The organism is Calothrix rhizosoleniae SC01 (assembly GCF_900185595.1).
Classification (GTDB): Bacteria; Cyanobacteriota; Cyanobacteriia; order Cyanobacteriales; family Nostocaceae; genus Calothrix_A; species Calothrix_A rhizosoleniae.
Genome location: NZ_FYBH01000368.1, coordinates 21,980 through 35,929, shown reverse-complemented (window position 1 = coordinate 35,929; position 13,950 = coordinate 21,980). Strand labels below are relative to the sequence as shown.

Sequence of the window (13,950 nt, the reverse complement as noted above, 5' to 3'; positions counted from 1 at the left end):
AAGAGGATATCAAAAAAATGACATTAGCTCATAGGGTTTTCTAGTTTTTACCAGTAAATTAAATCAATCAAAATATCAATTTGTTCCTACGGTATGGAGTGGGAAGCAGTATTAAGAATACTCACAACTTCCTCAAGTTATTCATATATAACAAAAATAGAGTATTCAGAGGTTGAATCGATAAAATTTTTATGTTTACCTCCCCATCCTCACAGCCGTCAATACTACGTGGATTATGTTGAAAGCAGCAGACATTATGACTACAGATGTTGCCACTATTCGTAGTTCTGCAACTGTGGCAGAAGCAGTGAAATTAATGCAAGCCAGAGGTTGGCACGCATTAATTGTAGAACGTCGTTATGACCAAGATGCTTATGGCATTATTACTGAAGCAGATATAGTTTACAAAGTGATTGCCTTTGGTAAAAATCCTGCCAAAGTACGTGTGTATGAAATCATGAGTAAACCCTGTATAGTAGTTAATCCCGAGTTAGGCGTGGAATATGTAGCACGCTTGTTTGCCGAATATCATTTACTCAGAGCACCTGTAATTCAAGGAGAATTAATGGGTATTATTTCCCTTGTCGATATCATGAATAAAAGTAAGTCTCTTGAGTTACCTCGGGTAGTTATACTAGAACAGGAAATTCAAGATGCAATAAAAAAAGCTCGCACTGTTTGTAGCCAAACTTCTCCACGTTCTGAACAATGCGCCGCAGCTTGGGATGTTGTGGATGAACTACAAGCAGAGTTAGCTCATCAAGAAGCTAAGAGAATTGACAAAACTGCCTTTGAGGAATATTGCGAAGAGTTTCCAGAAGCAATGGAAGGGCGGGTGTATGATGCTTGGTGTAGCGGTTAATTTATCATATAAAAAGCAGAGGGCAGTCCCGATGAAAAAAAATTTTCACCATCAATTATCTAAGTATAATTTTTCCTGCCCCCTGCCCCCTTGTTTAGAAGTCAGAAGATAGAAGAAATTATATCTTTTGCCCTCTGCTATAGGGGTAATTGACATTTACTTTTCGTGACTCCAACCCAGAATTTGGGCAATTTCTGCTGCTAAAGTTAAGGGGCTGAAGGGTTTACCAATAGTGGCTTTAATACCCAAATCAGTATAAGGGTTATGATCAGAATTCTGAACCTTTGCAGTGAGTAAAATTACTGGAATTTGATTAGTTATTGAGCTTGCTTGTAAATACTTGAAAGTGGTAATACCATCCATCTCTGGCATCATCAAATCTAACAAAATTGCATCTGGTTTTTCTGTTTTTGCTTTTTGAATACACTCAGTTCCTGAACTTGCTGTTATAACTTGCCACTTAGCGGTAGTTTGCAAACAAATTTTAGTCACTTCCTGAATATATTCTTCATTATCAACTACTAATATCTTTTTTGCTATCATTGCTCATACCAATATCATTTTAAATTATTATTCTTAGTTATTTGCTATATATTTTATTCACAGTTGTTTCCATTCATGGGTAGAGTGAAATAAAACGTACTGCCAGTTCCCATAGTACTTTCAACCCAGATTCTTCCACCATGCATTTCTATTATGCTGCGACAAATTGCTAAACCTAAGCCCGTCCCTTCATGATTGCGGGCATCTGAAGAATCTACTTGTTGAAAGCGTTCAAAAATAAGTTCCAGTTTATCTTCAGGAATACCATTTCCCGTATCTTTAACTGCAAATAATATTTCTGAATCCTGCTCAAAAGCGGTTAAATACACGGTATCACCTGATGAGGAAAATCTAATTGCATTACTAAGTAAATTTGTTAAAGTTTGAATCACCCTATCAGCATCTACTCGTAGTTGTAGGGGTGAATTTTCTATTGATAGTTTGACTTGTGCCTTGTCTGCTAAAGGCTGAACTACATTGATAGCTTGGGTAATTAAATCAGAAACCTGACACATTTGCTTGGACATTGTGATTTTTCCCGATTTAATCCGCTCAATGTCAAGAATATCATTAATCAGTCTGACTAAATGTTCAGTACTATCGGCAGCAATTTTGACTAACTGTTTGCCATCTTCAGAACTAGGTGAAATTAAATCTGTAGCCAGCATTCCTAAAGAAGCGTGAATTGAAGTTAAAGGCGTGCGGAGTTCGTGAGAGACTACTGAAATAAACTCATCCTTCATGCGTTCAATTTGTTTGCGGTTACTCACATCTTGTAAGTAAACAGTATAAACAGTTCTATTACCTAAATTCAATTTAGAAATTGAGGCTTCCCCGGGAAATTCACTGCCATCCTTGCGCCTACCATAAATTTCCCTACGTTCAGCCATTCTACGTGATTTTACATATGACTTACCAAAATCAGCTACATGTTGACGGTGAGCTTCTATAGAACGTTCAGGTAGTAATAAATCTAAAGGTTTTCCCAGTAGTTCACTTCCTGAATAGCCAAAAATTTTCTCTGCACCTTGATTAAATAAAGTAATGCACTGATTGCTATCAATACAAATTATTGCATCCGAGGCAATTTCTAGAATTCCAGCAAATTGTGCTTGGGCTCGCTGACGCTCTCCTAATTCCAATTGTAAGCATTCATTCATTTTCACTAATTCTGCTGTACGTTCTGTGACTCTGTTTGACAATTCTTCCTTCGCTTTCAGCAGAGTAGTTTCTGTATGCTGTTTTTCTATAGCACCTGAGAGAACATTGGCAATGGCTTGTAAAAAATAAATATCATCTTGATGAAAGATGTGTTTTTGTTGAGTGTAAACACCTAAAACTCCATAAGTACCTTCAATTCCGAAAATTGGTACGCTGACACCACTAATAATTCCGTGTTCTTCCAGTAAAGCCGGGCTGCTAAATCGGGTTTCTTGGCGCAAGTCTTCAATAATTACAGGTTCTTTTGTCACCAATGTATAGCTAGCTTGGCAATCGTTGCAACTTAGCAATGCTCGTTTTACTAATCCTTCGTACCAGCCAACTCCTGCACGTAGAAGCATAACATTACCTGATGGTAAAACTTCTAAAATATGACAAAATTCCACATCTAAACTTTGAGCAACTAAAGCAACAGTTTCATCCATCAAAGCAGATATATCTTGATTCAATAAAGCCGACTGTCCCAAATGTGCAACACTTGCTTGTTGTCGAACCTTGGCTTGAAGTAAAAGATTCATTTTTTCTCTTGCTGCTTCAGCTTGTTTCCATGTAGTGATATCTCTTGTCACCGCCAATTGTACTAATTCATCATTTTCTGGGTTGAGTAAAGGTACCCCATGAGTTTCTAAAATACGACGACTACCTCCAGAGTCGATGATTTCAAATTCTAAACTCCCCTTATTCCCCTGGCAAACACTTGTATTAAAATCTGCGAAAGTCTGACGAAATTCTGGTGCAATTACGTAATTAAGATTTTTCCCAATTGCAGTTTGATCCACTTTCATCATTGCCAAACCGGCAGGATTAATTTCTAATAAGGTTCCATCCGCAGCAATTAATTTGATGCATTCAGGGGATGTATTGAATATTTTTTGCCAGCGTTCCGATTCCTTACTATGCTGTTGTTCCTGAGCCCTTGTCATCCGCCGAATCAGTTTAATCCGTTCCAAGCGATTAACAATCCGGGTAACTAATTCTGGTCCGACAATGGGTTTACTCACAAAATCATCTGCACCCACACTAAAAACTTGATTGATAGTTTCAGCTTCACTATGAACTGTAAGAAATAATACTGGTAGTTCACTCCAGTGTGAATTATTACGGACTTCATTGCAGAGTTCAACACCGTTAATTCCAGGCATTTCCACATCTAGAATTAGTAAATCTGGTTGTATTGCTTGTAGGGTTTCCCAAAATTTTTGGGGTTCTGCTAGGGTTTTTACCGTGATTCCCCAATATTTGAGTAAATTTTGCAATATTTCCAGAATTTTTGGATCATCATCTACGGCTAACACAGTTGCTTGTGCATCTTCTGACTTTTTAATTAATTGCGCTGCAATTTCTAAAATTTGTGCTGAAGATGCAGACTTTTGTAATATAGTGTTTCCATCATTGCCAATCACTTGCATCCGCTCACTTACTTGTGATTCTTGGGTTAAAACTATGACGGGAATTGATGGCTTACGGTTCTTGAACTCTGCTAATAGACTTAAACTATCATCATCTTCTAAAATATGATCATCAACTATTGCGACATTAGGATGTTCTTGGTAGAGCTTTTTTCTAGAGTCGGCAATACTATTCACAATAGTGATTTGTAACCCTATATCGGCAGACTTTTGGACTAGATCTTTAGGTATTTCTTGATGTATATCAATGACTAAAACTAAAGGATGCTCATCTAGTATATGTTTGTGATTGGCAGATTTAACTGTAGTTTGATTAGGTCTATCAATTTCAGTCAATAAAGTTTTTACCCAATCATTTAATTGTCGGATTTCAGTTTGCTCTAAGACCTGATTGGCTTTGAATAAATTCTCAACTTTACGTGCTAATTTAGAACCATTTGTAAAACCAAAAGTTCCCAGAGAGCCAGCTAAAGTATGAGCTTCTGCGACAGCTTGAGAATGTAATTCAGGAGACAAAGATTGATTATTTTGTAATACTTGTGCTGCTTTGAGTAATACATTGACCTGCTCAGATATCCTGATTTTATATTTTTCCCAAATTCCAGCTACAGCTAAGAGAGTTTGTGAAGAACTATCTTGAGAACTCTGTATTTCCCCTTTCTCCTCTTGTCTCTTTTTCTCTCCATCTCCTCCTCTCTTCTTCTCTTCTTCCTGGGGTTTTAAACGATATCCAATACCATATACAGTTTCAATAAAATTACTAGGTGCACCTGCCGCTTTCAGCTTCATTCGCAATCCTTTGATATGAGTACGAACCGCTTCTTCAGAAGGAATATCTTCATAAGACCACAGATGCTCGAGAATCATTCCACAGCTAAATACACGACGACTATTACGTAAGAATAGTTCTAATAATGAATATTCTTTAGGAGTTAAAGATAAATTTTTAGTATTATAATCTACTTCGCAACTAGTAGGATCAAGTCGCAACTTATCCCATTCTAATATGGGCTGTAAATTTACTTTTCCCCTCCGTAATAACGCTCGAATGCGAGCTACAAACTCTTCTTCCTCGAAAGGTTTTACTACATAGTCATCTGCACCAGCATCCAAACCAACGGCTTTCTCATGAGGGCTATCACATCCTGTCAATAGCATGATGGGAATTAACCAACCACCAGAACGGATTTGTTTGCAAAGGCTAATACCATCTAGTTTCGGTAAAGTTATGTCTAAAATAATTAAATCATAGTCAAAAGCTTGAACTAAATCCCAACCCATTTCTCCATCATGAGCAACTTCAACTGCATAATTTTGATGAGTTAGTAAGTTACTCAGCACTTGAGCAACAAGTTCATCATCTTCTACAATTAAAATTTTCATCGCTTGTGACAGTTGAAATTTAATAAAGGTTGATAGTCGCACATACTTATCATCTGAGCATACATGGTAAACCTAAAATTAACTACACAAGGAATAGAATAGTTACAATCCTTTGTAAATCAAGCTCAAGTTTAGGAACCATGACATCAGTATCAAATAGCAGAGGCTCTGCGGAGAATTCTAACTTGAAAATTTGAGGAACTTGTGAGTATAGTACAAATTTCTTCAAAACTAAACCTAATGCCAAAAAAATTATTCAATAAAATATTTATTTAGAGATTCCTTTGTTAGTAATAATTAAATGATATCAATAGTATATATTTTTTGATCGCCAGCATTTTTATTTTTCCATTCTATTGTTTAATTAGTAAAAAATTATAAATATCTCACTATTGTTTATCACATAGATAAATTGCATTCGTGAGCTATAAATAAATTCTTCATAACTTCCTCAGATTAGTGATATATAAATAAAAATCTATATTTAGTACTTTACTAGTCTATTTATTGTCTTATATCATCATTATAAATGATTTTTATATGTAATTTGCTCTGGTCAAATTTCTCATAATTAAAGAATGCTAATATGTATATAGCTCAAGAAATAAATACAACTCATTTAGGTAAAGTTACTTCTGTCAGAGGCAGCGTAATTGATGTTCAGTTTTACGAACATCTACCAGAGCTATTTACTTTTACGTATCAAAAATATATAGTTAAGGAGGCGATAATGAAAAATAGCGATGGTGGAAAAAGTTATCGCTCTCAATGGGATTTTGGTCGGTTTTTCCAGACCCTTAATTATTTTGAAATTTTTCCTGTTATTAGCTGGGTCAAAAAACTATTTTCTCAACCCAACCAAAAGCAATTCCAACAAAATGGAGGCAAGCAAATGGGTGTAGTATTAGTGGCAGGTGCTACTGGTGGTGTTGGTAAGCGGGTAGCACAAAAATTGCAAGCACAAGGTTATCAAGTGCGATCGCTAGTACGAGATTTAGATAAAGCTAGGGAAATATTGGGTAATGATACGGATTTAGTCGTTGCAGATATTACAAAACCTGAAACTTTAACATCCTTAGTGATGAGTAATATTCAGGCAGTAATTTGTTGTACTGCTGTGCGGGTACAACCTATTTCTGGAGATACACCTAATCGAGAAAAATATTATCAAGGGGTGAAATTTTATCAACCAGAAATTGTTGGTGATACCCCAGAAAATGTAGAGTACAAAGGGGTGAAAAATTTGGTAGAAGCTGCCAGCCAATATCTACCAAAATCCAACGACAAATTACTTTTTGATTTTACCAATCCATCCACAGAAATACGTGATATTTGGGGCGCTTTAGATGATGTAGTTATGGGTGGTGTTAGCGAGAGCAATATCCGATTAATATCTGATGGTGCTTTATTTACAGGTAATGTTTCTATCGCTAATTCTGGGGGATTTGCTTCCATTAGAACTAAGAATTTCTCCCCTAGCTTAAATTTATCTGATTACGAAGGCATAGATTTACGAGTCAAAGGAGATGGTAAACGCTATAAATTTTTTGTCCGTGCTGAATCTAAATGGGATGGGATTGGTTATAGTTATTCCTTTGATACAGTACCTAATATTTGGATTACCGTTCGCATCCCCTTTGCTGATTTAATCCCTGTATTTCGTGCCAAAACTGTCAAAGATTGTCCCTCAATTGATGCTAGTAATATTTGTTCATTGCAATTAATGTTAAGTAAGTTTGAATATGACGGAGAATTAAACCCCCGTTTTTCTCCTGGCAGTTTCAATTTACAATTAGAATCTATCAAAGCTTACGGTGCTAATTTACCACAATTTGTCTTAGTCAGTTCTGCCGGTGTCACCCGTCCCCATCGTCCAGGGATTAATTTAGATGAGGAACCACCAGCCGTCAGATTAAATGACCAATTAGGGGGGATTCTTACCTGGAAATTGAAGGGGGAAGATAGTTTAAGAGCTAGTCGTATTCCTTACACAATTATTAGACCTTGTGCGTTGACAGAATCAGAAGGTGAGAGGGAATTAATTGTCGAACAAGGGGATAATATGAGGGGAAAAATCAGCCGTGAGGATGTGGCAAAATTATGTGTAGCTGCCCTACAACAGTCCCCAGCCTGTAATGTTACCTTGGAAGTGAAAGAGGGAGAAAACAAAGTAAATGATATTGATTGGCAAAATTTATTTTCTCCACTAAAATCAAATTAAAAATTACTATCTTTAATTAATAGTTATGTTGTTATGGGTATTACACGTGACCACAATTACTAAATTAGTGTTTACCCTATTTTTAATTGTCATAATGTGGGGTGGACTATTTACTTACCCTGCTGTATCTCAACGAATAGAATCTCGGTTAAACAATCTAGAATTTGACTTGAATCGTTTAGAATCGCGGTTGAGCCGGATTGAGTCAGAGATTAGTAGGACAGGTAGGGACAGAAGAATACCAACGATTCCCAGACAATCGACCCGGAGAAGGGGTTTATCACAACGAGAAAGGGATAGAATGTTTGATCGATTGGCAACTTTATTCATTGAATTAAAACAGCAAGTTCAAACATTAGAAAAGCGAGTCAAAAAACTAGAATCACCCCAATCATAAATTATAAAAGGTTTATTCACCTCATTCACCTGATCATCTCTTTCTGGCTAGTCCCTCATGTAGGCGCAGCCTTCTCGTAGAGTACGTTTGTACACAACCAAGGATGAAAAACGTTCTTTCCTCCTGACTTCTAAGCAGGGGGGCAGGGAGCAGGGGGAAGGAAAAATTCTACTTAGATAATTGATGGTGAAAATTTTTTCATCGGGACTGCCTCCTGCCTTTTTCTAGCTAGTCTCTCATTAATTTTTGTAAACAACCAAGGATGTTATAACCCTGTTCTTAAAATTCCGTAATTTATATTTAATATTCTTAAAAAAGTAAAAGTACAAACATCACAAAAATCTCATATTCTTCAATTACCCTACAAGTAGTTGGACTTTGTGAAATATTTATGACCAATCTTTAAATTTAATCGTAAATATTTAGTGTGCGAGGAGTATTGTTTTTCAGCAAGCCTTACTTAGGAAGACTGAAATGAGTCAAGCGTTTTGCGCAATTAGTAATTCATGGTACTGTTGCGCGGAAACAAGCTAAGTAATAATACTCAAAGAGTAAGCGCAAGAGCTTTGATTCATATGTTCTACTTTGAATATCCATTGATTGCTCACTTAGAGACACCTCAAGTAGCTTGCCACTTGAATGCCAACCAAGCTAGAAAAATGCGTTACTTAATTACACTCAATCTACAGCCTCCTAACAATTCTTTGAATTACGTTAAGCAACTTGATGGGATCAAAGACTTAGAGATTGATGAAGATTATGGTCTAGTTCTCATAAGTCCGAAGCGGGATTTGTATGTCATCCGTGTATCGGGTGACATAGATTCTCAAAAACTGATGGCAATACAACCATTAATCAAGGGAGTTCACGGTGATATGAAAATAGCTCCCACAGAATCTCAACAAGAAGAGGATAAATAATATGCGTGTATTAATTCAGATGCTATCTATGCCGGAACTCCGTGCTGCAATGACTGCCGAGAGTTTCACGATGGCAACAGGGGCTGTTTCTATTGATGGCTTTTCACTGGATCAAAGTTATACACCTGTTTTAGTACCTAATCGACAAAGACGAGAAGAAATTGGAGCCAGAGAAGTAGGACGACTATTTTCCTTTGATGCTCGCCCTGAAGTTTCCACTTATCTGGTAAGAGGTGAAGTGGCAGATGAAGCACTAGAATCTTTAAAAGTGGCGGTTGAACAAGATCCTAATGGGGTTGGTGTGTTTTCAGATCCGCGAATTAGTGCGATCGCTATTTGTCCCGGCAATCCAGTTGGAAATCATCGAGATGTGGAGAATTTACTGCAATTGCCACAACTTCAGGCAAAAGGAATGGATGGATCGAACGTGATGGTGGCGATCGTTGATAGCGGAGTTAATTTAGCCCACTTACAGAGTAAGGGCAAAACTCCTCAATTCGATGGGAGTAAAAGCTGGACTCCAGTACTGGGATTTACCCCAGGAAATATGCCTGTCGATCATGGAACAATGTGCGCCTTTGATGTCTGCATCGCTGCCCCAAACAGTACCCTTCTCGATTATGCCCTTCTGCAATCACAAGCAGAGGGTGGTTCGGTGATGGATGGGTTTTTGAGTGATGCTATCAAAGCTTTCAGTAACTTACTGCAAATCCTCTCAACAGCCCCAGAACCCAAACCTGCTTTGGTGGTTAATAACAGTTGGGGAATGTTTCATCCATCTTGGGACTTCCCAGTAGGTGATCCTGGCAATTACAGTGATAATCCCAACCATCCTTTCAACCTCATTGTTGAAAGTTTAGAGGATGCTGGTGCTGATATTCTTTTTGCTGCCGGTAATTGTGGTGCAGAATGTCCCGATACAAGATGCCAAAACTTCACAAACAGCACCATTTATGGTGCAAATTCTCATCCAAGTGTTCTCAGCATTGCTGGTGTCACTGTTCATAAAGAGCGACTTGGCTATTCCAGTCAAGGACCTGGACATCTGGATCCGCAAAAACCCGATCTTTCTACCTATACTCATTTTGCTGGCTCAGGAGCTTATAAAGATTTCTTTGGTAATGAATTACCAGATAGCGGTACCTCAGCAGCTTGTCCTGTTGCTGCTGGTGTTGTAGCAGCAATTCGGACTAAGTATCCTCCTTCGGTTCTCTCTCCCGCCAAACTTCGTCAACTGCTGCACCGAACTGCCGAAGATTTGAGTTCGATAGGTTTTGACTATGATCATGGGTTTGGGCTGATCGATGTTCCCGCTATCCTCCATGCCCTAGAGCGGATAGAAATACCGGAATTACAAGTAGGGGAAATGGTTTCAGGACATTTGAACCAAACTGATGATTCTAGCTCATATCGGGTGATGGTCGGCACTCCATTGAGCTTTGAACTAGATGGAAAGGATGGTGTAGACTTCGATCTCTATGTCAGAAAGGCATTGCAGCCAACTATCAGTGAGTTTGACTATCGCGGTTACACCAGTTTACCTGACGAGAAAATTAGTATCCGACCTTCAGAACCAGGTGAATATTTTGTTATGGTTCATTCTTACCGTGGAGCTGGAGATTTTACTCTGAAAGCTAGTGTGGAATAGAGTTTAGTATGATTGTGGCAACATTTATTTTTTTGTTGGGGATAAATTTTCCCCTATTTTTTTGCCACCTTATCTTCTCAGATTCCTGCTACATATAATCTATAAATTTTTTGTCACCCCTTCAGGAAGATGACTAAATGTGTAGAAAAAATGGTAGGTATAAATACAACTACTGATTAACCAATTTATGAATCAAGAAGATTTAGCCTTTACTCCAGCCTTAGAACAAGCCCGGTTAATCCGCGATCGCCAAATATCACCTTTGGAGTTAGTGGAAGTATACTTAGAAAGGATTCAAAATTTAAATCCCCTGTTAGGCAGTTATTTTACAGTCATGGCAGATCTTGCTGTTGCTGATGCTAAAGCCAAAACAGAAATGCTTGCAGATAATTCCCAAGAATTACCACCTTTCTTTGGCGTACCAATTTCCATCAAAGACCTCAACTCGGTGGCTGGTGTTCCTTGTACCCTGGGTAATCCGGCGTTACTCAACAATATCTTTGATTTTGATGATGGGGTAGTAACGCGGATTAAACAAGCAGGTTTTATTATCTTAGGTAAAACAGCAACCTCAGAATTAGGTTCGTTCCCTTACACAGAACCTGCGTGTTTTCCCCCAGCCAGAAATCCTTGGAACTTAGAGTATACCCCTGGTGGTTCCAGTGGGGGTGCAGCTGGGGCTGTCGCTGCTGGTTTGTGTGCGATCGCTCAAGGTTCAGACGGTGGTGGTTCCATTCGTGGGCCTGCAGCTTGTTGCGGCTTGGTGGGAATTAAGCCATCACGGGGGAGAGTTTCCCAAGCTCCCGCAGGCGATCGCATTAGTGGACTAGCGGTAAATGGCCCCCTTGCCAGAAATGTGACTGATGCAGCAGCTTTATTAGATGTGATGTCTGGTTATATTACAGGGGATCCCTATTGGCTACCTACTCCCCCAACATCTTTTCTCAGTAATACTCAGGAGTCACCAGGTAATTTACGCATTGCCTATGGTACCAGTATCCCTCCTTTGGGTAATGCCGATGCCACTTGTCAGCAGGCTGTTTTAGATACAGTTAAGCTATTAACAGAACTCGGTCATACAGTAGAAGAAAAATGCCCAGATTTTAGTGACTTAGTTAAACCATTTCAAGCAGTTTGGCAAGCTGGGGTAGGTGCCGCTGGAATTCCTCCGGAGGCATTACAACCCTTAAATCGCTGGTTATTGTCGAGAATTGGCTCTGCAAGTGAATACTTACAGGCGGTGTTTCAAATGCAAGTGGTATGCAGACAAATAGTTGCCTTTTTCGACAATATAGATGTATTGGTATTACCAGTATATCTACACTCCCCCATCAAAGTCGGTGAATGGGCACATCTGAGTCCAGAAGAAACATTCCAAAACATTATTCATTGGATTGCTCCTTGTCCCATTGCTAATGCTACCGGACAACCTGCGATCGCTTTTCCTGTTGGTTTTGATCACAATGGTTTACCTATGAGCGTACAATTAATAGGAAAGCCAGCCGCAGAAGCTACCTTGATTCGTCTGGCAGCACAATTATCAGCAGCAATACCAAGGATGGAGAAGCGTCCCATATTTGTCAATTAAACCTACAAACTTTGAGCCAAGAGTCATCCCATGAGCTTGTATCTAATTTATCTTTTGTTCATAGAAAATACAGCTTCATTGCCATAACATAAGAGACGTTGTGATTCACATCAGTTATATTACTGTTAATTTTCGCCTTACATATAACTTGAAATATTAATTAAGGCTTAAGCAATGGATAATTTTACTTAACCGAGAGGTACTATGCTGATCAGTATATTTGCTTTGTATTAATTTTATGTATGCTCCTAAATCATATAGTTACCAGGTTTGGAATGATACACTAAAAGACACAAATCTTACTACTGATAGGAGAGGTGAGGATGTACAACTTGATGATTCAGAGAAAGCCGAACGCTTTGAGGTAAATACTGAAGCCGCACAAAGAATTTTACAATTGGAATATGAACTCCGACAAACTCGTGAAAACTTCAAGGTATTTGTTGAGGAACTGATTATCTCCGCAGAAGTTGCCAAGGAAGCCAAAAAAGATTTCATTGGTCATATGAGTCATAAACTCAGAACACCCTTAAATGGCATTTTGGGGTTTACTCAAATCCTCAAACGCGACCCGAGTCTGAATTCGTCCCAGTATCATGGGATTGATATCATTCACGATTGTGGTACACAATTATCATTTATTATCAACGATCTACTACATTTGTCAAATATAGAAGCTGGAAAATTGCAATTACAATTCAGTGATTTTCAATTTCCCGTGTTTTTAGAGAATCTGATGGCGATTCCTTGTGCCAGTGCTGAACAAAAAGGTATTTCTTTTGATTACCAACCCCAATCCTGCTTACCAGATATCATCCGGTGTGATGAAAGCCGTTTGCAACAAGTGTTACTTAACTTGCTGAGTAACGCAATTAAATTTACGGAAACCGGCGGTGTAGTCTTCAAGGTTGGTTATGAAAATCAAACAATTCGCTTTCAAATTGAAGACACAGGTCTCGGTATCCCCGAAACCCATTTATCAGACATATTTTTACCATTCCAACAATATATTGATAGTCAATTACCAAACGAAGGAGTGGGGATAGGTTTAACCATTAGCCAAAAAATTGTCCAACTTCTAGGAGGAGAAATTCATGTTAATAGCACCGTTGGTCAAGGAACTACCTTTTGGTTTGATTTACATTTACCAGAAGAAAAAATGCCACTTCAGTTAAATGTAAATCCTCATCAGATTCCTGCCAACAGTAAAATATCACTTCAAGACCATAAACCAGACCAAGATTATTACATTTCTATAATTCCTCCACCATCTCAAGAGCTTAATATCTTATTGGATCTAGCAATGAAAGGTGACATTAAAGCCATTATTGAACAAGCCCATCGCTTAAAACAGTTAGATACTCAATACCTAGCTTTTGCGAGAGAAATTATTAAATTTGCAGAAAGCTTTCAGGAATTAAAAATCATAGAATTTATTAATAATTACCATTAGTTAATGTAATGATTGCTTGTAATCAACAAGGCAGTCTGAATTAAAAAAATCATGATCAAATATGTAATTAAGAGTTGTAAATTTTTTCTCACTTCACTTCTCTTTACATGTAAGTCTTGTAAACAAAGGCATTAGCTGCAATATTAGCTGATACAGCGAACCAAGAACAGGCATTAATTTTACTTATTGTTTCTATTAGCAATACAAAGCTAAATTTTGTTAAAATTTTTCTTCCGGGGAATTATTTATTGCTGCAAATAATCATTTCATTAATACTGAATGCATACAGATATAAATATTACTAA

9 protein-coding genes are annotated in these 13,950 nt (G+C 37.9%); 7 read left to right on the top strand and 2 right to left on the bottom strand.

Annotated features, from left to right (window positions below; all coding sequences use genetic code 11):
* The first annotated feature begins 235 nt into the window (after window positions 1-235).
* Window positions 236-862 carry a CP12 domain-containing protein gene (locus tag CALSC_RS22625; RefSeq protein ID WP_088243500.1) on the top strand — a complete coding sequence of 209 codons (627 nt, stop codon included), beginning with the start codon at window positions 236-238 and terminating at the stop codon, window positions 860-862.
* Window positions 863-1,018: 156 nt separating this feature from the next.
* Here CALSC_RS22625 and CALSC_RS22620 read toward each other — a convergent pair whose 3' ends face one another.
* Together CALSC_RS22620 and CALSC_RS22615 are read right to left on the bottom strand one after the other, a co-directional pair.
* A complete protein-coding gene (locus tag CALSC_RS22620) occupies window positions 1,019-1,405 on the bottom strand; it encodes a response regulator (RefSeq protein ID WP_088243499.1) in 387 nt (128 codons plus the stop codon).
* 53 nt (window positions 1,406-1,458) lie between these two features.
* The gene (locus CALSC_RS22615; protein ID WP_088243503.1) at window positions 1,459-5,418 is read right to left on the bottom strand and encodes a response regulator; all 3,960 of its coding nucleotides are present in this window, start codon (window positions 5,416-5,418) and stop codon (window positions 1,459-1,461) included.
* 730 nt (window positions 5,419-6,148) lie between these two features.
* Between CALSC_RS22615 and CALSC_RS22610 the strand changes: the two genes are divergently transcribed.
* The 6 genes from CALSC_RS22610 to CALSC_RS22585 all read left to right on the top strand — a co-directional run bounded on the left by CALSC_RS22610 (window position 6,149) and on the right by CALSC_RS22585 (window position 13,645).
* Window positions 6,149-7,639, top strand: a complete 1,491-nt coding sequence (locus CALSC_RS22610; RefSeq protein ID WP_088243502.1) for a CIA30 family protein — start codon at window positions 6,149-6,151, stop codon at window positions 7,637-7,639.
* Window positions 7,640-7,733: 94 nt separating this feature from the next.
* Window positions 7,734-8,036: a hypothetical protein gene (locus tag CALSC_RS22605; protein WP_339385961.1), complete on the top strand. Its 303-nt coding sequence runs from the start codon at window positions 7,734-7,736 to the stop codon at window positions 8,034-8,036.
* A 575-nt stretch (window positions 8,037-8,611) separates the two neighbouring features.
* Window positions 8,612-8,956 (top strand): hypothetical protein, encoded by a 345-nt coding sequence (locus CALSC_RS22600; RefSeq protein ID WP_088243497.1) that lies wholly within the window; start codon window positions 8,612-8,614, stop codon window positions 8,954-8,956.
* A gap of 1 nt (window position 8,957) precedes the next feature.
* Window positions 8,958-10,604 carry a S8 family serine peptidase gene (locus CALSC_RS22595; RefSeq protein WP_088243496.1) on the top strand — a complete coding sequence of 549 codons (1,647 nt, stop codon included), beginning with the start codon at window positions 8,958-8,960 and terminating at the stop codon, window positions 10,602-10,604.
* A gap of 187 nt (window positions 10,605-10,791) precedes the next feature.
* Window positions 10,792-12,192, top strand: a complete 1,401-nt coding sequence (locus CALSC_RS22590) for an amidase (protein WP_088243495.1) — start codon at window positions 10,792-10,794, stop codon at window positions 12,190-12,192.
* 238 nt (window positions 12,193-12,430) lie between these two features.
* Window positions 12,431-13,645 (top strand): sensor histidine kinase, encoded by a 1,215-nt coding sequence (locus CALSC_RS22585; RefSeq protein ID WP_088243494.1) that lies wholly within the window; start codon window positions 12,431-12,433, stop codon window positions 13,643-13,645.
* Window positions 13,646-13,950: the final 305 nt, after the last annotated feature.